This window comes from Bacteroides sp. 51 (assembly GCF_010500965.1).
Lineage (GTDB): Bacteria > Bacteroidota > Bacteroidia > Bacteroidales > Bacteroidaceae > Bacteroides.
In genome coordinates, this window is record NZ_QVMI01000004.1 from 105,575 (window position 1) to 125,841 (window position 20,267).

17 protein-coding genes are annotated in these 20,267 nt (G+C 44.2%); 11 read left to right on the forward strand and 6 right to left on the reverse strand.

Going from position 1 to position 20,267, the window contains the following annotated elements; all coding sequences use genetic code 11:
- Window positions 1-141: 141 nt before the first annotated feature.
- Window positions 142-717, reverse strand: a complete 576-nt coding sequence (locus D0T87_RS05170; RefSeq protein ID WP_163173480.1) for a hypothetical protein — start codon at window positions 715-717, stop codon at window positions 142-144.
- Window positions 718-996: 279 nt separating this feature from the next.
- On the opposite strand from D0T87_RS05170, the gene D0T87_RS05175 reads away from it, so the two are divergent.
- Complete coding sequence (locus D0T87_RS05175; protein WP_163173482.1) at window positions 997-1,716, forward strand: DNA alkylation repair protein; 720 nt, start codon at window positions 997-999, stop codon at window positions 1,714-1,716.
- 109 nt (window positions 1,717-1,825) lie between these two features.
- Here the strand turns inward: D0T87_RS05175 and D0T87_RS05180 are convergent, their stop codons facing one another.
- Window positions 1,826-2,446: an HU family DNA-binding protein gene (locus tag D0T87_RS05180; RefSeq protein ID WP_163173484.1), complete on the reverse strand. Its 621-nt coding sequence runs from the start codon at window positions 2,444-2,446 to the stop codon at window positions 1,826-1,828.
- 345 nt (window positions 2,447-2,791) lie between these two features.
- On the opposite strand from D0T87_RS05180, the gene D0T87_RS05185 reads away from it, so the two are divergent.
- The 5 genes from D0T87_RS05185 to D0T87_RS05205 are packed head-to-tail and all read left to right on the forward strand — an operon-like array spanning window position 2,792 to window position 6,004.
- Window positions 2,792-3,103 (forward strand): hypothetical protein, encoded by a 312-nt coding sequence (locus tag D0T87_RS05185; protein WP_163173486.1) that lies wholly within the window; start codon window positions 2,792-2,794, stop codon window positions 3,101-3,103.
- Between the two features lie 9 nt (window positions 3,104-3,112).
- Window positions 3,113-3,334, forward strand: a complete 222-nt coding sequence (locus D0T87_RS05190; RefSeq protein WP_163173488.1) for a sulfurtransferase TusA family protein — start codon at window positions 3,113-3,115, stop codon at window positions 3,332-3,334.
- Window positions 3,331-3,675 (forward strand): hypothetical protein, encoded by a 345-nt coding sequence (locus D0T87_RS05195; protein ID WP_163173490.1) that lies wholly within the window; start codon window positions 3,331-3,333, stop codon window positions 3,673-3,675. The genes D0T87_RS05190 and D0T87_RS05195 overlap by 4 nt, the downstream gene beginning before the upstream one ends.
- A 3-nt stretch (window positions 3,676-3,678) precedes the next feature.
- Window positions 3,679-4,155 carry a DUF456 domain-containing protein gene (locus tag D0T87_RS05200; RefSeq protein ID WP_163173492.1) on the forward strand — a complete coding sequence of 159 codons (477 nt, stop codon included), beginning with the start codon at window positions 3,679-3,681 and terminating at the stop codon, window positions 4,153-4,155.
- Window positions 4,156-4,195: 40 nt separating this feature from the next.
- Window positions 4,196-6,004, forward strand: coding sequence for a YgiQ family radical SAM protein (locus D0T87_RS05205; protein ID WP_163173494.1), 1,809 nt, complete (start codon window positions 4,196-4,198; stop codon window positions 6,002-6,004).
- On the opposite strand, the gene D0T87_RS05210 is transcribed toward D0T87_RS05205, so the two are convergent.
- Window positions 5,990-9,457: a bifunctional proline dehydrogenase/L-glutamate gamma-semialdehyde dehydrogenase gene (locus tag D0T87_RS05210; protein ID WP_163173496.1), complete on the reverse strand. Its 3,468-nt coding sequence runs from the start codon at window positions 9,455-9,457 to the stop codon at window positions 5,990-5,992. The genes D0T87_RS05205 and D0T87_RS05210 overlap by 15 nt on opposite strands.
- Window positions 9,458-9,740: 283 nt before the next feature.
- On the opposite strand from D0T87_RS05210, the gene D0T87_RS05215 reads away from it, so the two are divergent.
- Together D0T87_RS05215 and fucO are read left to right on the forward strand one after the other, a co-directional pair.
- Window positions 9,741-10,145, forward strand: a complete 405-nt coding sequence (locus D0T87_RS05215) for a hypothetical protein (protein WP_163173498.1) — start codon at window positions 9,741-9,743, stop codon at window positions 10,143-10,145.
- A gap of 218 nt (window positions 10,146-10,363) precedes the next feature.
- Window positions 10,364-11,518: a lactaldehyde reductase gene (gene fucO, locus D0T87_RS05220; RefSeq protein WP_163173500.1), complete on the forward strand. Its 1,155-nt coding sequence runs from the start codon at window positions 10,364-10,366 to the stop codon at window positions 11,516-11,518.
- An 88-nt stretch (window positions 11,519-11,606) separates the two neighbouring features.
- Here fucO and mfd read toward each other — a convergent pair whose 3' ends face one another.
- On the reverse strand, window positions 11,607-14,984 hold the full coding sequence (mfd, locus tag D0T87_RS05225; RefSeq protein WP_163173502.1) for a transcription-repair coupling factor: 3,378 nt from the start codon (window positions 14,982-14,984) through the stop codon (window positions 11,607-11,609).
- Between the two features lie 169 nt (window positions 14,985-15,153).
- Here mfd and D0T87_RS05230 point away from each other — a divergent pair, with 169 nt between their 5' ends.
- The 3 genes from D0T87_RS05230 to D0T87_RS05240 are packed head-to-tail and all read left to right on the forward strand — an operon-like array spanning window position 15,154 to window position 18,124.
- Window positions 15,154-15,897, forward strand: coding sequence for a polyprenol monophosphomannose synthase (locus D0T87_RS05230; protein ID WP_163173504.1), 744 nt, complete (start codon window positions 15,154-15,156; stop codon window positions 15,895-15,897).
- Complete coding sequence (locus tag D0T87_RS05235; RefSeq protein WP_163173506.1) at window positions 15,894-17,243, forward strand: dihydroorotase; 1,350 nt, start codon at window positions 15,894-15,896, stop codon at window positions 17,241-17,243. The genes D0T87_RS05230 and D0T87_RS05235 overlap by 4 nt, the downstream gene beginning before the upstream one ends.
- Window positions 17,240-18,124 (forward strand): vitamin B12 dependent-methionine synthase activation domain-containing protein, encoded by an 885-nt coding sequence (locus tag D0T87_RS05240; RefSeq protein ID WP_163173508.1) that lies wholly within the window; start codon window positions 17,240-17,242, stop codon window positions 18,122-18,124. Before D0T87_RS05235 ends, D0T87_RS05240 begins: the two co-directional genes overlap by 4 nt.
- Before the next feature lie 1,005 nt (window positions 18,125-19,129).
- Here D0T87_RS05240 and D0T87_RS05245 read toward each other — a convergent pair.
- Together D0T87_RS05245 and D0T87_RS05250 are read right to left on the reverse strand one after the other, a co-directional pair.
- Complete coding sequence (locus tag D0T87_RS05245; protein WP_163173510.1) at window positions 19,130-19,759, reverse strand: hypothetical protein; 630 nt, start codon at window positions 19,757-19,759, stop codon at window positions 19,130-19,132.
- Window positions 19,760-19,761: 2 nt separating this feature from the next.
- Window positions 19,762-20,262 (reverse strand): RNA polymerase sigma factor, encoded by a 501-nt coding sequence (locus D0T87_RS05250; RefSeq protein ID WP_163173512.1) that lies wholly within the window; start codon window positions 20,260-20,262, stop codon window positions 19,762-19,764.
- Window positions 20,263-20,267 lie beyond the last annotated feature (5 nt).

Consider the following 20,267-nt stretch of genomic DNA (forward strand, 5'->3'; position numbering starts at 1 on the left):
TTTGCTAGTTTAATTAAAGCCCGTATTTTTGCAATGTGTTTTTCATAGTATTAGATTTAAGGTTAACAAAGGTTGGGGTCAGGCGTGATCCCTTTTTTTATGGCCGGACCCGAGGCGGGGCGGCCAGGTGCGGCAAGCCGCTCACTTACCCCTTTTAACTTCCGCTATTCCGGTTTTAAATAAATCTTCCAGCTTTTGTTGATTATAAATATCTTTCCATTTATAATCAGTACTAAGAATGCGATTAAAAGCCTCGAATACTTTTTTACGCTTAATCTCAATCATCAGGGAGACGTTATACATTCCATCTTCCTTTACATACTCCACTTCATCGCAAGCAACAACGGCATTTTCGGAAATAATCCTTTCAATAGCCTCCTTGCTGTTTGCTTCAAAATGTAGTATATACTCTTCTGCATTTTGACCAAGATCTCCTACATATTTACTCATGAATTCACTCATCCAATATTGAATAGTATTGGATAATTCAGAATTTGCAGCCATTTTAGCCTTAACCTTTGCCGTGTTCTGATGCCTGCCGGCTCCCGCTCCATGAGCTCTAAAATAGTTTGCATCCGTCTGATGCTTTACACAACGATTAGCCACTCTAGCCTCTTCGTTCACGTTCATCAATTCCGTTCTGCTTTCATTGCAGTTCACATCCTGTATAGCTAGAAAGAGTGCTATAACAGAGATACTCAAAAGTTTTTCCATCATTCTCGTGTCCTTTAAATTTGTCAGCCATTTATGACTTAGGTTAAATACAGTTTAGGCTATCTAATGTTAGCAGTCACAAAAATAAGATTTTATATGAAATAAAACTACCAATCGACGCAAAAGCTGCATTAAACAAAATTATCACAGACTTTATTGATGATAAGCAGATAGTTATATCTATATTTTTTTTTAAGTTTGTAACCCGACAATCAATTTATACACAATGAGTAAGCTCATAGACTGTCGAAACAAATATTTTAAACATTTTGTTCAAATTGTATGAATACAGTTCTTATTCTTAACGATGTGCGTGCGGCCTTACAGGATAGTGCAGACGAGAAAACAAAAAATACCTCCTCACGTTTCTTTAAAGAAGGTGAAGAAATATATGTTTATGGTGTAAAAGCAAACCTGGTTCATAAAATTGCTAAAGAAGGCTTTAAAGAGATTAATCATCTTTCAAAAGAAAAAGTCTTTGCGCTCTGCGAGGAACTGTGGAAATCGGACATAATGGAGGAGATAAACGTAGCCTGCGATTGGTCGTATTTTGTGCAAAAAAGCTATCAACCGGAAGATTTTAAGCGCTTTGAAAGGTGGGTGGCCAGCTATGTCAACAACTGGGCTTCATGCGATTCGTTATGCAATCATACGGTTGGAGAGTTTGTAGAAATGTATCCGCAGTTTGTTGATGAACTTAAGAGATGGGCAAAATCGGATAATCGTTGGATGAAACGTGCGGCGGCCGTAACCCTGATCATCCCCGCGCGGAAAGGTCTTTTCCTTAAAGATATCTTCGAAATAGCCGATATTATGCTGATGGACCCGGACGACATGGTACAAAAAGGCTATGGCTGGATGCTGAAAGCCGCCAGTGAAGCACATCAGGAGGAGGTGTTTGAGTTCGTAATGGAGCGAAAAGATCGCATGCCACGTACATCATTAAGGTATGCCATAGAGAAAATGCCGGCGGATATGAAAGCAAGAGCAATGGCAAAATAGGGATTATAAGTTCAATAAAGACCCTTTTCTCCCTTGCTGGCGACCAACCAAGAAGTCAATGATTGGCTGTAGGGGCGGTTCGCGAACCACCCCTACAAGATTGGCTTTTCTAAAACCTCTCCCCTTCTTCCGTCCGGGGACGAACGAAAAAAATACGGTTCCCTCTTCCCTCGCGAACAATAACGCCCTGTTCTTCAAACGCTTTCAGGTCGAGCAATGCACGGTTTTTCAGTCGCCCGGTAATATTCGAATAATTAATCCGGGTGATGTATCCCTTTTGATCCAGGAAATCATTCAACCGCTTTTCGCACTCTTCCATACTCAACGAGCTGGAAGCTTTAAAACCTTGCTTTCCTGCACTCTCCACAAATCCCCGCGTTTGCTTACGGAAGCTGGCAGCAGCCCTGAAATTGATATTATCGAAATAAATAGAATTGGCACGGATTTCCTTTTTATCCGACACCGGACGGGATTTCAGACTAGCCGAGAAATAACCGATACCTTTCAACTCTACATGATAACCTTCGACCAGATAATGGGAAATTCTTCGGGTTATGGCCGACAGCATCCCCTCCAGATCGGGCACGGTGTAGGTAGAAGCCTGAGCTATTTCTTTAAATATCTTTTCCGTGCTGATCGTACCGTTTGATACAATCCGCGGATGAAGCCCTTGTTTCTCGCCATCTCCCGAAGGGTTAGGATTCTCTCTATACGTATACCTTGCTTTCATTTTTTGCGTTGTTATTTAGTTATTATCTTTATCTGTTTAAATACAAATAAAAAGGCTTTAACCTGGTTTTAAAGTTCAATTAGTTCATCCCGCAGATGCAGGCTATTCGGTTTCCATCTGCGGGCTATTCGTCCCACAATTGAGGGCTATTCGTCCCGCATCTGTGGGACGAACTAATTGAATAATCAAAGATACTCAAATGTTATTCATTTTGCAAATAGATGAATGGGAATCCGGTAAAGATATCCGTTTATCTATTTAATTGCTCCAATAAATAAAAAGTCGATTTCATATACACCTTCTTCCAAATTTTGTATATTTACACCAACCAATAACAAAAAGCCTATGTACACTATACAAGCCAACACCTCGGGTACACGCAGTATTGAGGTATCAGAAGAAAACTTAAGAACGATCGAGAAATACGCTTTATTCCGCCAACTCATTGATAGTAACGGCATTGTAGACGAAGCGGTATTAGATAAACTGAAGTTGAACATTCGTTCGTTGATTGCTGCCCAGGAAGAAGACAGCAAAGATTTGCTCGACCTATGCATTGATGTGATCTACCACAACAACATGAAAGCATTCGGTTTGCAGCAGCTCATTAAGCTTTACCTGACCTGGTTGAACAAGCAAGTCGACGGCGAAGAATAATCGCCCGATATGATTACTGTTGATACCCGCGGAGAAAAGAAGTACCATCCGCTTATACCCGCTATGGAAGCCATTTGCCTATCCGCCGCCGGACGGCAGATGCAAATCATTATGGACAATAAAGAAGCGTTCGACAACCTGAAGGAATATCTCTCCGAGCACAACGTGGGGTTTCGCGAGATATACGATCAGGATTACATGACGCTTCAATTTACAACAAATAAACGATGAGTGAAATACGTAAACAACTGAAAAAATTACCCAAATCAACCACTGATAAAATAAAAGAAACCTACGGCACGGTAGACAAGTTCTATGCCACCGTTTATCTGATTGCACGAAATGCACACCAGTGTGAAATGACCGCAGTCCCCGCAGCCGACCAACGCCTGCGAACCATACGGGCATACCAGGGCATGATACGTTTCATGCTCGACGAAGAGGGATTGAACGGCAAAGGCATCATGGACGACATTGCCAGCGAATATCTCGAAGATTTCGTGAACTACCGCGAACAGGATTTCGGCATGACAAACGAAGAATTCATTGCTATTATTAAACGAATAGGATAAACCATGGATATATTACTCATTGTACTTGGAAGCATCTGTTTGCTTGTAGGCTTAATAGGGTGCATTGTCCCTATGCTTCCCGGACCACCCATCGCATATGTTGCGCTCATATTATTACATTTTACCGACAAGGTACAATTCACCCTCACCCAATTCATCGTATGGCTGCTGGTGGTCGTTGTAGTACAACTCATTGATTACTTTGTCCCCACGCTGGGAACTAAAAAGCTGGGCGGCACCCGCTGGGGAGTCTGGGGATGTTTCTTCGGAACGTTCCTCGGCCTCATCTTCTTTGCACCCTGGGGTGTCATACTTGGTCCGTTCCTCGGCGCATTTATCGGCGAACTCCTGGGAGGAAAAGAAACACAAGAAGCACTCAAAGCCGGACTAGGCGCATTTATCGGATTTATGGTAGGCACGGTGTTGAAGTTCATCGTATGCGGCTGGTTCATCTATGTTTTTGTGAGTGCACTGATTTAGTTCTATTTGTTTTCCGTTAAGTTGTTGTATCTTTGCACCCATGAAAGCGTATCAGCTAACAGCTTGGTTGCCTACAACCAAAAAAGAAGTAGAATTAAGGGGATGGGATGAGTTGGATGTCATACTATTCAGCGGCGATGCCTATGTAGACCATCCGTCTTTTGGCGCTGCTGTGATAGGCCGTATACTGGAAGCTGAGGGCTTACGCGTAGCCATTATTCCCCAACCCAACTGGCGTGACGACTTGCGCGACTTTAAAAAGCTGGGACGCCCCCGCTTGTTTTTCGGCATCAGCGCAGGTTGCATGGATAGCATGGTCAATAAGTACACCGCCAATAAAAGACTACGCAGCGAAGACGCCTACACGCCGGATGGGCGCCCCGACATGCGCCCCGAATACCCTTCGATTGTTTATACGCAGATACTTAAAAAGCTATACCCCGACGTTCCCGTTGTTCTGGGAAGCATCGAAGCATCCTTACGTCGCCTGACCCATTACGACTATTGGCAGGATAAACTCAGAAAAAGTATCCTGTGCGATAGCGGAGCCGATCTGTTGATTTATGGTATGGGCGAAAAGCCCATCGTAGACCTGGTCAGACGGATGCAGGAAAAGCCTGAGATTCCACACGATCTTCCACAAACCGTTTATCTTACTCCCAATGTAGAGAAACAGCCGAACGATATTGAACTGTATTCGCACGAAGAATGTCTGAAAGACAAAAAGAAACAAGCATCCAACTTCCGGCACATCGAAGAAGAGAGTAATAAGTACGAAGCTGCACGTATCCTGCAACGGGTAGACAATGCTACGGTAGTAGTCAACCCGCCTTACCCGCCCATGGAGCAAGCCGATCTGGACCGCTCGTTTGAGTTTCCTTATACCCGCCTGCCTCACCCGAAATATAAGAACAAACGCATTCCCGCCTATGATATGATCAAGTTCTCGGTCAACATTCACCGCGGATGTTTCGGGGGTTGCGCGTTCTGCACCATATCCGCACATCAAGGCAAGTTTATTGTAAGCCGTAGCAAACAAAGCATACTCAGAGAGGTGAAGGAAGTCATGGAATTGCCCGACTTCAAAGGATACCTGAGCGACCTGGGTGGCCCTTCTGCCAATATGTATATGATGAAAGGAAAGGACGAGGCGGTATGTAAACGCTGCAAACGTCCGTCGTGCATTCATCCCAAGGTTTGCCCCAATTTAAATACAGACCATCGCCCGTTACTCGATATTTATCGTTCTGTAGACGCCATTAAAGGAATAAAGAAAAGCTTTATCGGAAGCGGTGTGCGCTATGACCTGCTTCTGCACCAAAGCAAAGACGATGCAACGAACCGCAGTGCAAACGAATATACCCGCGAGCTGATTATTAATCATGTAAGCGGACGCTTAAAGGTTGCCCCGGAGCATACCAGCGATAGGGTACTGGACGTTATGCGCAAACCGTCATTCAATCAGTTCGAAGCGTTCAAGAAGATATTCGACCGCATCAATCGCGAACAGAACATGCGACAACAGCTTATTCCTTACTTCATCAGTAGTCACCCCGGATGCAAAGAGGAAGATATGGCAGAACTGGCCGTCATCACCAAACGATTGGACTTCCACCTGGAACAAGTGCAGGACTTCACCCCCACTCCAATGACCGTAGCTACCGAAGCTTTCTACACCGGGTATCATCCATATACACTGGAACCGATATTCAGTGCAAAGTCTCAACGGGATAAGTTGGCACAACGCCAGTTCTTCTTCTGGTACAAACCGGAAGAAAGGCGTAATATCATTGCTGAATTACGCCGTATAGGTAGAAGTGATTTGATAGATAAGTTATATAAGCGGTGACTCAATTATACTTCCATACCGGTGATACTCGTACGAAATACTTTGTTCCTTCAAATAATGCAGCAACTCTACCCGTCCTTCCGTTACAGGTGTTGCCGTAGCAATATACAAACCTAATTTAGCAGCTTTGCCATAAATAGCATCCGATAAATCTGCCGAACAAGTACGTATACGTTCGTATTTCTCCATTTCGGCAACGAACTGTTCTTCCGTTTGCAATACCAGTTTCTTGCCATAATCGGTAGTTTCCTTCTTCAATATATCCAAGTCCGGATACGCTTCCGTAGCACTAATCACTACCTGGTCAACAACTGCTGCTGCCCCAAAGAATGCCAAAAGCACATCAATAAGCGGGTCTTGATCCTGCACACGAATAACCAGCGACTTCACAGGCAGATAACGGAACGTATTCAATTCACCCACAATATGACTTACATCCCGCTCAACACTAAACTCTTCCTCCCAAGCCTTGGCAAAACTCCGGCGTGCCTGACGGAAAAGCTCATTCCGGTCGGCAATCTGAGACTTCCTTTTATCCGTAAACTCCACAAAGCAAGACACATAATTCGGTCCGCCCGCCTTGATTCCGGCACCAAATGCCGAGCGCTTCATTCCTCCGAAAGGCTGACGGCGTACAATAGCTCCCGTAATCCCCCGATTTATATACAAGTTTCCGGCTTCCATTTGATCCTTCCAAAGAGCAATCTCTGTTTCGTCCAGACTTTGCAAGCCCGAGGTAAGCCCATATTCGGTAGAGTTAGCAAACCGCAATCCTTCTTCCAGGTCATTAATACAAACCACAGATAAAAGCGGTGCAAAAAGCTCTGTCTTAAAGGTATAATTACCCGGCTTGACACCCCACTTAACACATGGTTTAAGAATATATTTCTTTTCATCTATAAATACCGGCGGAACCAACCACGATTCACCCTCTTCCAGATGCTCAATGGCATGAAGCAATTTATCATTATCATTGGTTATCATCGGACCAATGATATTATCAGTATCCCACACACTGCCTGTATGCATACTAGATACAGCATCTTTCAGTTTAGATTTGAAAGTCTCGTCATTATACGTCTTCTTATCCAGCAACAATAAAGAGCAAGCCGAGCATTTCTGTCCTGCATTACCGAAAGCCGACGAAACCACATTCAGAATGGCATGATCCTGGTCGGCCGCCGCTGTTACAATTATCGCATTCTTACCCCCTGTCTCAGCAGAAAGCGGAGTACGCGGACTATTTTCAAGCAATCTGAAAGCGGTATCCGTTCCTCCGGTCAGGATAATATGCTTTACCGACGGATGAGCCGAAAGATAGTTCAATGAACTTCTGTCGCCCGGACAAATCACCTGCAATGCATCTTTAGGCACTCCCGCCTCCCAGAAACACTTGGCAAACTCCCATGCAATAGGGAAAGCAACCGTAGCAGGTTTCAGAATCACCGTATTACCACCAGCCAATGCCGATGCTACCCCACCCACAGGTATGGCAAACGGGAAATTCCAGGGCGGAATAACTAAAATGATTCCTTTCGGTCGATAAGAGATATCATCAAGATTCTCAAAAACCTGCATAGAGATCGGATAGAAACGGCAGAAGTCTATTCCCTCGGATACTTCCACATCACCCTCCATAAACGTCTTACCTGTAATAGCCGACATGCAGGCAATCAAGTCACCGCGATTCTCACCAATCCGTTCGGCAGTAGCATGCAGTATTTTATTGCGGGCTTCAAGAGTGGTCTTACGCCAGCCCGAAGCATCCTTCTCTGCTATAGCAACAATTTCCTCTATTTGTTCCTGAGTCGACATGTTGACTTCGCAGAAACAAACTTCGTCATTCCGGCTACGGTCGTAGTATTTCTTTTTCTTATCGGTTATTACTTCCTTATCTCCAACCTGCACGGGAATAATATATTCTTCGGCGCGCACGTTCTCCCATTTATCCAATGCCGCCAATGCCCACTCCCGGTTCTGTTTCAGGTCAAGGTCGGTATCCGGTTCATTATGGAAAGTATGAATATCCGTATCGGGAACAGCCTTTTTAGTTCTGTCCTGCGTGCGGAAGACGGTAGGTTTTACATCATCTTTCTTCGCATAAGCAGCCAGGAATTGCTCTTCCAGGAAGTTCCATTCATCGCTATGGATTTTCAGGTTGAATGAATAAGTCAGGAAGTTATCTTTTCCTGTGTTCTCGTCCAACCGGCGCACCAGGTAAGATACCGCATTCAGGAAATGCTCTTGCTTCACCACCGGGGTATAAAGAATGATTTGCTTATCCAATCCGCGCATCACACGGGGCAGATGGTTGGCCATACCTTCAAGCATTTCGAAGGTTACATAATCTTGTACCCCATTCGCCTGGCTTAACAAATAGGCATAACCAATGGTAAAGAAGTTGTGCGAAGCTACCCCCATATGTACAGCTTTCATGTTTTCGGGCTGAAAAGCCAGATCTAGTATTCGCATATAATTGGCATCCACATCTACTTTAGTTGGCAATATCGGATTCGGCCAACCTTTAAGAGAAGACGCAATGGTTTCCATTTGCAGGTTAGCCCCTTTCACCAAACGCACCTTAATAGGTGCACCACCAGCGGCGACTCTTTCTTTGGCAAATTCCAACAACCGTTCATAGAAGGAAATAGCATCGGGCAGATAAGCCTGCACCACAATGCCGGCTGTATAATTCTGAAACTGAGGCATCGCCATAACGGTGGTAAACACATCAAGCGTAAGCTCACTGTCTTTATATTCCTCCATATCCAGGTTAACGAACTTGGCGCTCTTCGTTCCGTCTTTCTCTACATAAGGATGACTCATGGCTTCCTGAAATATCGTTGCGATACGCTTGCAGAGTTCTTCCTTACTTTTGTCATAGCTCAATGGATGCAGTTGGGCATAGATACCCGATATCTTAATCGAGATATAATTGATATCAGGTTCCCTTAACGCTTCAAGGTAGTGATGGTAGCGATGTTCAGCTTCCCCATCTCCCAACACAACCTCGCCCAGCAGGTTTACATTCTGTCCGATATTATCCTTCCAACGATTGCCCAGATGCCGGGTCAGCGCAGGACGCTCTTCTTTAATAATAATCTTGCTCGTTTCCATACGCAAAACACTCTTGAATACAGGAACGGCAACAAAGTCGAATAAATAACCAAAATCCCGGAACACATAGCCCAGGTACTCATAGGTTTTTCCAAAGAAATCCGGCACCCCGTATTCAGTAAATATCTTCTTCATACGGCGCGAAAGTTTCCGGGTATCGCGTATCTGCGATGACTCATCCAACAGCTTAGTGAGAATAACCTTATTCTTAGGGTCGGTAACTAAAGAGGCAAACATACGTTGCTCTTTGACTTCGGCTGCCGAGAGCTCTTTCTCGGCTTTAGTTAGGAAATCTTTAGCCCAAAGGAGGACTTCAGCGGAATCTATGTTTCTCATACAGGTTATTATTAAACAACGAAAGATAATTCTTATGATTGTGAAAAACAACAGATTGCTTATGAATTTAGGTTTTTTAATGAGAAAATAGTTCCATAACACATCATTACTCATCAAAAATCAAAGTTTAGATTAACAGATTGTATGAAACACAGAGTCGCAGAGACACAGCGTTTTTTATTTTTTCTCTGTGTCTCTATGTCCAATAATTAATTTTACTCGAAATGCTTATAATTCATATTTTTTCACTATATTTGAAGTAGTAACCTTATGTAGAAGAACTATGAAACGGTTAATTATTTGTTTCCTTTTGTCTTCTTTCATGCTTCCGGTTATATCCCAAGAAGACTACATTGACCGATTGGTCAGAAAAGGAACGGAACTGCGCGAACTGGGATGCTTCGAGAATGCGGTAGAGTGCTACCAAAACGGTTTAAGCGTCTGCCCCGAATCTATGGTGATCTATTTTGAAATGGCATACAGCTATGCTTGTATGAACGAAATAGAGAAAAGCTTTGAATGTGCCGAAAAAGCAATGATTGCCGATGACAAGGCCCAAGAGCTTATGTATATCTGGATGTTTATTATTTCGGCCAGCGAAAACGTAAAACGAGAAATGGAGAACAAGGAGAAACCAGACTTAGAACAACTGCCCGCCAATAGCGGCGAATTAGAACAAATACATTAAGATTTCAGTCATTCCTCGCATGACGTGAGTGTTTGGGAGAGTGTAATTTTGCCGGATATTTAAAAGGAGCCTCACCCCAGCCCTCTCCAAAGGAGAGGGGGCAGAAACCATGCGGAACTTCGCAACGGCACGTTGCCACCCCCTCTCCTTTGGAGAGGGCTGGGGTGAGGCTTAATATTAACTCTTTAAACACGTTGCGGCACGTTGTCGCTAAAATTATGATTAACAGATTTATTTTGAACGAGGTTTCGTACTTCGGTCCGGGAGCTCGCGAAGTTCTACCTCAGGAAATAACCCGCCTGGGACTATCTAAAGCTTTTGTTGCTACAGACAAAGATCTGATTAAATTCGGTGTGGCCGATAAAGTACTCGATGTACTGAAAAAGGCTGGTATTCCTTATGAAGTATTCAGCGAAATTAAACCCAACCCTACTGTAAGTAATGTAAAAGCAGGCGTAAAAGCATTTGCCGATTCCAAAGCCGACTTTATCCTGGCTATCGGCGGTGGGTCATCTATCGACACAGCCAAGGCTATCGGTATTATCACTAACAACCCAGAATTCAGTGATGTCGTATCACTGGAAGGCGTTGCACCAACCAAAAAGAAATCCGTACCCATCATTGCACTGCCTACCACAGCGGGAACCGCAGCAGAAGTGACCATCAATTACGTAATCACCGACGAAGTGAACGAGAAGAAAATGGTATGTGTAGACCCAAACGATATACCGGCCATCGCTATCGTAGATGCTGAATTAATGTACACGCTGCCAAGAAGCCTGACCGCCTCAACCGGACTGGACGCCCTGACGCATGCCATCGAAGGATTGATAACCAAAGGTGCATGGGAAATGAGTGATATGTTCGAGATCAAAGCCATCGAAATGATTGCCCGTTACCTGGAAACCGCAACCAATGAACCTGATAATGCAGAAGCGCGTAACGGTATGGCTGTTGCCCAATACATTGCAGGTATGGCATTCTCTAACGTAGGTTTGGGAGTTGTGCACGGAATGGCGCATCCGCTGGGTGCTATATTCGACATACCTCACGGTGTTGCCAATGCTTTATTGCTACCCACCATTATGGAGTTCAACGCGCCTGCCGCACTGGATAAGTATGTATTAATAGCAAAAGCGATGGATGTGTATTCAACAGGCATGACTAAAGAAGAAGCTGCCGATGCCGCTGTAAAAGCAGTACGGGAACTTTCTATTCGCCTGGGTATTCCACAACATCTATCGGAACTGGGTATTAAGGAAAGCGATTTGGAGAAACTTGCCGAATCGGCTGCCGCAGATGTTTGCACACCGGGGAATCCAAGGGAGGTGAATAAGGAGATTATACTGGATTTATACAAGAAAGTATTATAATACCTTGTAGGGGCGGTTCGCGAACCGCCCGATAATGGCTTCCTGTGTATTCTGCATATTAGGCGGTTCGCGAACCGCCCCTACAAGGTCAATTACTCTCCATCGCTACCATTTCCTGAAGAACCGATACGGCTTCTTCTACATTAGGCACCTGCTTCACAACCATAGAGCGTTTTCCATTCTGATCGCGCAGATCGCAACGGCGGGTATATTTCATCATATAACTGATTAACTTACCAAATGCTGTACTCTGATAATATGGACTATCTCCATTAGAGACTAAATACAACAGCATACGGCCACCTTTAAGCGTTATCTTTTCTACTCCTAACCGGGCAGCGATACGGCGTAACGGTACAATCCGCAACAATTCCTCGGTTTCGCGGGGCAATGGACCGAACCGGTCTTCAAGACGAACACGAAAAGCGTCTACATCGGCATCCAGGACAAGCCCATCCAGCTCACGGTATAACAACATACGTTCGCTGGCACCTGTTACATAATTAGCCGGCAGAAGCAGTTCCATATCACTTTCCAATACCGTGTCTTTCACGAATTGTTCACCGCTGATGGTACCATCTCCCTGAACTTCTTCAGCATACAAATCGGCAAACTCACCGGTTTTTAGTTCTTCTACCGCTTCGGTAAGGATCTTCTGGTAAGTTTCATATCCCAGGTCGGCGATAAATCCACTTTGTTCGGCTCCCAGCATATTACCTGCCCCACGAATGTCAAGGTCTTGCATGGCAATATGAATGCCACTACCCAAATCACTAAAGTTTTCAATAGCCTGCAAACGGCGACGGGCATCGGCTGTCAGACTGGTTAATGGTGGAGAAAGTAAGTAGCAGAATGCTTTTTTATTGCTACGCCCTACACGTCCACGCAACTGGTGCAAATCACTTAACCCGAAGTTTTGGGCCTGGTTAACTATGATTGTGTTGGCATTGGGTATATCAATACCGCTTTCAATGATCGAAGTGGCGATCAATACATCATAATCATAATTCACAAAGCCGAAAATAATCTTTTCCAGTTCAGTAGGTTCCATTTGTCCATGTCCAATAGCGATACGGGCATCGGGTATATGGCGAAGGATCAAAGCTTTCAGTTCCTGTAGATTACCAATACGGTTATTCACAAAGAACACCTGTCCGTTGCGACTCATTTCAAAGTTAATAGCATCTGTAATCACCTCTTCATTAAAGGTGTGTAGTTCCGTTTGTATCGGATAACGGTTAGGCGGAGGAGTAGAGATTACACTCAGGTCGCGGGCGCCCATTAAGGAGAATTGCAGGGTTCTTGGAATTGGGGTTGCAGTCATGGTCAACGTATCTACATTGACTTTCAATTGGCGTAGTTTTTCCTTTACCCCTACTCCGAACTTCTGCTCCTCATCAATGATAAGAAGTCCCAGATCTTTAAACCTGACGTCTTTACTCAATATACGATGTGTTCCTATCAGGATGTTCACATCGCCACTTTCCAATCCTTTAAGAACTTTCATTTTCTGTTTAGTTGTACGGGCACGGCTCAGGTAATCGACCCGGCAAGGGAAATCTTTCAAACGCTCATGGAAGGTTTGGAAATGTTGATAGGCCAATACAGTAGTAGGCACCAGGACAGCGACTTGTTTATTGTCGGATACGGCTTTGAATGCAGCACGTATGGCAACCTCCGTTTTACCGAAACCTACATCGCCGCAAACCAGACGGTCCATAGGAACATTGCGTTCCATATCGTGTTTCACATCGGCTGTTGCTTTACTCTGATCGGGGGTATCTTCGTAGATAAAGCTGGCTTCCAGTTCGTTTTGCAGGAATGTATCGGGAGTAAAAGCGAACCCTTTTTCTTCACGACGCTTGGCGTATAGTTTAATCAGGTCGCGGGCAATATCTTTGATCTTGCTTTTAGTGCGCTCTTTTAGTTTTTCCCATGCTCCGGTGCCTAGTTTATTCAGACGGGGAGGATCGCCTTCTTTACCTCTGTATTTGGATACTTTATGCAGCGAATGGATGGAAACGAAAACAGCATCTTCATTCTGATAAATCAACTTGATTACCTCTTGGGTAGAATCTCCTTGTGGTAAACGCACCAACCCGGCAAACTTTCCTACCCCATGATCGGTATGTACCACATAGTCGCCTAATGTAAATGAAGTCAGTTCTTTCAGCGAAAGGGCGACTTTACCCGAGCGGGCTTTATCACTTTTGAGGTTATATTTATGGAAACGGTCAAAGATTTGATGATCAGTGAATATACACATCTTTAGGTTGTTATCCGCAAATCCTTCATGCAGGGTACGTTCTACATCTGTGAAGGTTATCTGATCACCGCGATCCTCGAATATGGAACGGATACGGTCGATCTGCTTCCGGCTGTCACTACATATATATAAGGTATAGCCGTTGTGCAGATATTCTTTTAAGGAAGCGGCTACCAGATCAAAATTCTTGTGATAAATGGGCTGAATAGAGGTATCGAACTTGAATGTAGCCGAAGGTGTTCCGGTAGGTTTATGTCCAAATTCAAGTCGGCGGAACGCTAACGCGCGTGCGTTAAAGTCGCTACCATCGAGCAACATACTGCGAAGTTTCTCGCCCTGAACCGCCAATTCGTCTATTTCATTCACATCGTACTGGGTGGTACTATGGATGACTTCACTATAAATGGCTTCAATACGTTCACTTACCCAGAAGAAATCGCGCATAGCCAGCGTGGTGTCGGCAGGTATAAAGTCGAGGAAGGAGATATTATTATTGCCGATTACACTTAAATCCGGTACAATGACAATGCTTTCCCGTTTGTCTCTGGAAAGTTGTGATTCGATTTCGAATGTGCGGATACTATCTACTTCATCTCCAAAGAAGTCGATACGGAAAGGGAGTTCAGAGGAGAAAGCAAATACGTCGACGATGCTACCACGCACGGCATATTGCCCCGGTTCGTATACATAATCTACATATTGGAAGCCGTTACTGCATAGCACTTCCATGATAAAATCGATATCCAGATGTTCGCCTACGTGTATTTTGAGTGTGTTATCGTCCAGTTCTTGTTTGGATATGACTTTCTCTGCAAGGGCATCCGGGTAGGTGACTACACACAATCCTTTTTCAGGTTTTTGAATGCGGCTCAACACCTCGGTGCGCAGGACTTCATTGGCCGGGTCTTTCTGGCCGTACTTTACGGCACGGCGAAAGGAAGAAGGAAAGAAGAGTATATTGTTCGTTCCCAGAATCTGGCTCAGGTCGTGATAAAAGTATCCGGCTTCTTCCAGGTCGCGGAGGATAAACACAAAGGGCGACTCGGAAGAGGCAGCCAAAGTGGAAAAGAATAAAGGTGCAGCAGAAGCATTCAGTCCGCTACAGAAGATATGATTAACATCGGGATCTTTTAATAGGCTATTTAAAGCACCGATATTTGGGTGTCCGGAGTACCGGTGTTGCAATTCGGATATGGTCATTATATTATCGTTTCTATTCAAACACAAAACTCATCAACGGCACGTTGCCGCTTTCGAAATGCAAAAGTACGAATTTTCACTTACTTTATATAGGGTATCATTTCGTAAGTAACAGAAAAGCACTACATTTGCCTGCCAATAATACACCAAATAAGCTAATCGAGATACAATGCAATCATCTAATAGTTTAGTCATTATCCCAACATACAACGAGAAGGAGAATATTGAAAATATTATCCGGGCGGTACTCGGGTTAGAAAAGCAATTTCATATTCTTGTTATAGAAGATAACTCCCCCGACGGTACGGCTGCTATTGTGAAAGCATTGCAAAAAGAATTTCCGGATAGCCTGTTTATGGTTGAAAGGAAAGAGAAATCAGGATTAGGCACGGCATACATTGCGGGGTTCAAATGGGCACTGCAACATGAGTATGAGTATATATTCGAAATGGATGCCGACTTTTCGCACAATCCGAATGATCTTCCCAGGCTTTATGAAGCATGCACAGCAAAAGGTGGCGACGTAGCCGTAGGATCGCGCTACGTTAGCGGGGTTAATGTAGTAAACTGGCCTATGGGACGGGTACTGATGTCATGGTGCGCTTCCAAATACGTGCGGTTCATTACCCGCATTCCTGTGCACGACACCACTGCCGGATTTGTATGCTATCGCCGTGAAGTATTGGAAAAGATCGATCTGGACAATATCCGTTTCAAGGGATACGCTTTCCAGATTGAAATGAAATTTACCGCCTATAAAAGCGGATTCAAAATAATCGAAGTACCGGTTATCTTTATCAACCGGGAACTGGGAACTTCTAAAATGAATTCAAGTATCTTCGGAGAAGCTATGTTCGGAGTTATCAGTATGAAGATAAATAGCTGGTTCCATAAATACCCACAAAAGAAATGAAACGTACACTTATACAGCATGCCACGATTGTTAACGAAGGGCAACAAGTGCAAGGCTCGGTCGTTATTGAAGGCGAGAAAATAGTCGAAGTCTTAGCCGGGGGGCAACAACCAGGCGCGCCTTGTGAAACGGTTATTGATGCCACAGGGTGTTATCTGTTGCCGGGAGTGATTGATGATCATATACATTTCCGCGATCCGGGACTGACGCATAAGGCCGATATATACACTGAAAGTCAGGCCGCTGCTGCGGGAGGAGTTACATCGATTATGGATATGCCAAACACCAACCCGCCAACCACAACGCTGGAGGCATGGGAGAGTAAGATGGAGTTGATGGCAGAAAAATCGTTAGTGAACTACTCGTGTTATTTCGGGGCAACCAATACGAATTATATCAAGTTCGGCGAACTGGACCCGCATCGTGTATGTGGAATCAAGTTGTTCATGGGTTCCAGCACCGGCAATATGCTGGTAGAAAGAATGAGTAGCCTGCAAAGCATATTCAGTTCAACAGACCTGCTCATTGCAACGCATTGCGAAGATCAGGATATCATTACTAAAAACACAGCCATTTATAAGACAAGCCGCTGGATGAAAGATGGTGATTTAGACATACGCCTTCATCCGCAAATCCGTTCGGAAGAGGCTTGTTATAAATCGTCGGCACTTGCCATTCAGTTGGCTAAAGAGGCCGGTGCCCGACTGCATGTATTGCATATTACTACGGCTAAAGAGTTGGAGCTTTTCGATGGCGATAAGCCACTTGCCGAAAAGAAGATTACGGCAGAAGTCTGCGTGCCCCATTTGTTGTATAGCAGTGCCGATTACGGCAGATTGGGCGGAAAGATAAAATGCAATCCGGCAATAAAAGACGAACCCAACCGTACGATATTACGCGGGGCCATTAACACAAACAAAATTGATGTTATTGCCACCGACCATGCTCCACACCTGCTTAGCGAGAAGGAAGGAGGCGCGCTGAAGGCCATGTCTGGCATGCCCATGATACAATTCTCGCTGGTTAGCATGCTCGAACTTGCAACAGAAGGTGTACTTTCCATCGAAAAGGTGGTAGAGAAAATGTGCCATGCTCCGGCAGAGATTTATCAGATTAATAATCGCGGATATATCCGTCCGGGATACCAGGCCGACCTGGTGTTGGTTAAGCCTGATAGCCCGTGGACTGTAACCACCGATATTATTCGCAGTAAATGCGAATGGAGTCCGCGCGAAGGCGATTCGTTCCAATGGAAAGTGGATAAGACATTTGTCAACGGAAACCTGGTATTCAATAATAACGAAGTGGACGACACGTACCGGGGACAGGCTCTGCGTTTCAGATGACACTCACTTACTCTATACATCAGGTAGCTCCGTACATCAACTGGATCTATTTCTTCCATGCGTGGGGCTTTCAGCCCAGGTTTGCCGCCATAGCCGATATTCACGGCTGTGACGTTTGCCGTGCTTCGTGGTTAACCACGTTTGAAGAAGCCGACCGCCCCAAAGCATCCGAAGCCATGCAGTTGTTGAAAGAGGCCAACCGAATGCTGAACTTACTGGATGAGGATTTCAACGTAAAAACTACATTCCGGTTGTGCAAAGCCAATGCCGATGGCGACAATATATTATTGGATGGTACTGTCCTGCCCCTGCTTCGCCAGCAAACACAAAGGCATGCCGATGATCCTTTTTTGTGTTTAAGCGATTTTGTGCGCCCTCTTTCTTCGGGGATTACGGATACGGTGGGTGTTTTTGCATCCACGGTAGATGCAGATCTGGAACGCATATATGAACAGGACCCTTACAAACATCTATTGGTTCAAACCCTGGCCGACAGGCTGGCCGAAGCTGCTACCGAAAAGATGCACCAATATGTACGAAAGGAAGTCTGGGGTTATGCCAAAGAGGAAAGCCTCACGATGAAAGAACTCTTGGCAGAGAATTTTCAAGGCATCCGTCCCGCTGTGGGCTATCCTTCCCTACCCGACCAGTCGATAAACTTCATTCTGAACGATCTTCTGGATATGCAACAGATAGGCATTACTTTGACTGAAAATGGTGCCATGCACCCACATGCATCGGTGTCCGGATTAATGCTGGCACACCCATCAGCACGGTATTTTGCAATAGGAAAAATTGGCGAAGATCAACTGAAAGATTATGCCGGGCGCAGAGGTATGCCGGTTGAAACGATGAAGAAGTTTCTGGCGGGGAATCTGTAACTAAGGATGAATGCCTGAGATCAAGCAGAAAAGTAGGTTGCTAATCATTGTATAAACAATATCTTAATAGAGTTTCACTCCTTTTTGATTGGTTTTGAGTATTTGGGGTTGGTTTTACGTTATTTCAACCGTCCACCCCCTGCCCCCGCCAGCGGGGGATAGGCTGCGCTACACAGTGTCTCCGCAAGGTATCCCCCGCTGGCGGGGGCAGGGGGTGGATTTGGCACAGTATAGAATTAATTCATTTCCATCCCGTTATACGCCAATCCTTCAATAAAGTCTATAACAATTTAACGGTTCAACCAACTTTTCTTCTTGATCCCTTTTTGTAGGGTTTTGCTGGAAATAGCAAAGTATAGACAAAATGACATTTTGATAATAGAATGGAGCAGTAATCGCAAATTCCGGGCTTGGGGCAGAAAGGAAAAGAAAAATGGCAAAAGAATCATGTTTGCAAAAATCAATAAGATTGAAAATCATAAAACAAACTACCCAAATGCCCCAAATACAATAGAATAAACTACAAATAGCCACACAGATGAAAACAAACAAAGCAAATACACACTTCAAACATTTCGCTTGAAACAGACCAACCAGAGAATAAAAATCTATAAAACGAAACACGCTGAACACTTGAGCGCTTGACTATCGATACTTGAGCGCTTAACTATCAATACTTGAGCGCTTGACTGTTGATACTTGAGCGCTTGACTGTCGGCAGTACGCGGCTCAAGTGTAGAAATTATTGCGTTGGGGCACTTCCAAATATCAATAATACACTGCATAAGCAAGCCTAAAACCTGATTTTAACATCTCATTGAAGGTTTTTGAAAAGTTTGCATGTAATCAGAATGGAGCAAATGCTATCTTTTTGATCCGACTTTGCTCATTCTTGTGACTTCGCAGATCGACAACCAGATTAATAATAAAAAAAGGCGTTGCTTACTTCCCGTAAACAACGCTTTCATTTGTTAAAGTTTCAAAGAGAATTATATTGGGTTTAAGCTATTTATTTTCACCTTCCAGTTCTTTTATTTCATCCAGATTCTTCTTAACCTCATTCAGGTGTTTGAATAATTTCTTATGCACAAACAGCATGATGCATGCAACGGCAACTGCGGAGAAAGCACCAAAAACGACCTGAACCATTAAAGGTTGTGTATGGTAATCTCTCAACCAGTAATACAATGCAAAAAAGCCGACCGACCAAACGGGAATAATCTTAAATTCTATGCTCATCCATTTTCTGAATGTATTCATCCGCTCCATAGCTTCTACGGTAGACATCTCGGCTATTTTCGTATTCCGGCTAAACCGATAGGTTTTCAAATCCCACCAAAAGCCCAGGATAAGAGTCAATACAGCATAAATAAACATAGATACCACCTTGGCGGTTATTTTCAGGTTGCTCAGGAAAGCTGTATCGTACAGTATAATGAAAACCATAAGCAGAATCAAAGGAATGGCCACGATCAGGGATTTTTTCTGAAAACGGGTAACTTCACTCAATCCTTTTGCTGCATTCTCCTGATATTTGGTAATGAGTTCGGCAATTTGCTTCTCATCAACAATGGTTTCTTTTTGTAGTTGTTTGTCGAGTACATTCCACGACTTTTTCAAATCATCCAGTTCCATATCTATCTTTTATTATTTTCTACATTCATTTTTCTTAGCCTCTCTTTGATACGGCTTAGCTTTGTAGCCACGTTGGTCACAGTCAGCCCGGTAATCTCAGAGATTTCTTCGTAACTTTTCTCTTCGAGATAAAGTAATATGATAGACTTATCGAGTTGCCCCAGTTGGTTTATAAGCAGGTGCAACTCTTTAAGCATAACTTGCAGTTCATCCTGATCGTCGGTCATCCAGTTGGCTTCCTGTGTCAGGGTAACCACTTCCGGAATATTCTTTTCTTTACGGATAAAGCTGATACAAGTATTCAACGCAATACGATAAATCCAGGTCGAGATTTTGCTCTCACCTCTGAACTTACCAAATGCTTTCCATATATTTAGAACGACTTCCTGATAAAGGTCATTCAAGGGAGCATTCTTGGTGGCATATAAATAGCACACCTTATAGATTACCCGTTCATACTCCTTGATGATCGACAAGAACTGCTGTTCTGTATGATCTCTCATATACT

Bases quoted from the DNA above. Each gene is read 5' to 3' on its own strand.
- D0T87_RS05230 (WP_163173504.1), top strand. From the start codon at position 15,154: ATGCAATCATCTAATAGTTTAGTCATTATCCCAACATACAACGAGAAG.
- D0T87_RS05185 (WP_163173486.1), top strand. From the start codon at position 2,792: ATGTACACTATACAAGCCAACACCTCGGGTACACGCAGTATTGAGGTA.
- D0T87_RS05205 (WP_163173494.1), top strand. From the start codon at position 4,196: ATGAAAGCGTATCAGCTAACAGCTTGGTTGCCTACAACCAAAAAAGAA.
- D0T87_RS05240 (WP_163173508.1), top strand. From the start codon at position 17,240: ATGACACTCACTTACTCTATACATCAGGTAGCTCCGTACATCAACTGG.
- D0T87_RS05215 (WP_163173498.1), top strand. From the start codon at position 9,741: ATGAAACGGTTAATTATTTGTTTCCTTTTGTCTTCTTTCATGCTTCCG.
- D0T87_RS05180 (WP_163173484.1), bottom strand. From the start codon at position 2,446: ATGAAAGCAAGGTATACGTATAGAGAGAATCCTAACCCTTCGGGAGAT.
- D0T87_RS05175 (WP_163173482.1), top strand. From the start codon at position 997: ATGAATACAGTTCTTATTCTTAACGATGTGCGTGCGGCCTTACAGGAT.
- D0T87_RS05200 (WP_163173492.1), top strand. From the start codon at position 3,679: ATGGATATATTACTCATTGTACTTGGAAGCATCTGTTTGCTTGTAGGC.
- D0T87_RS05210 (WP_163173496.1), bottom strand. From the start codon at position 9,457: ATGAGAAACATAGATTCCGCTGAAGTCCTCCTTTGGGCTAAAGATTTC.
- D0T87_RS05170 (WP_163173480.1), bottom strand. From the start codon at position 717: ATGATGGAAAAACTTTTGAGTATCTCTGTTATAGCACTCTTTCTAGCT.
- mfd (WP_163173502.1), bottom strand. From the start codon at position 14,984: ATGACCATATCCGAATTGCAACACCGGTACTCCGGACACCCAAATATC.
- D0T87_RS05250 (WP_163173512.1), bottom strand. From the start codon at position 20,262: ATGAGAGATCATACAGAACAGCAGTTCTTGTCGATCATCAAGGAGTAT.
- D0T87_RS05245 (WP_163173510.1), bottom strand. From the start codon at position 19,759: ATGGAACTGGATGATTTGAAAAAGTCGTGGAATGTACTCGACAAACAA.
- fucO (WP_163173500.1), top strand. From the start codon at position 10,364: ATGATTAACAGATTTATTTTGAACGAGGTTTCGTACTTCGGTCCGGGA.
- D0T87_RS05190 (WP_163173488.1), top strand. From the start codon at position 3,113: ATGATTACTGTTGATACCCGCGGAGAAAAGAAGTACCATCCGCTTATA.
- D0T87_RS05195 (WP_163173490.1), top strand. From the start codon at position 3,331: ATGAGTGAAATACGTAAACAACTGAAAAAATTACCCAAATCAACCACT.
- D0T87_RS05235 (WP_163173506.1), top strand. From the start codon at position 15,894: ATGAAACGTACACTTATACAGCATGCCACGATTGTTAACGAAGGGCAA.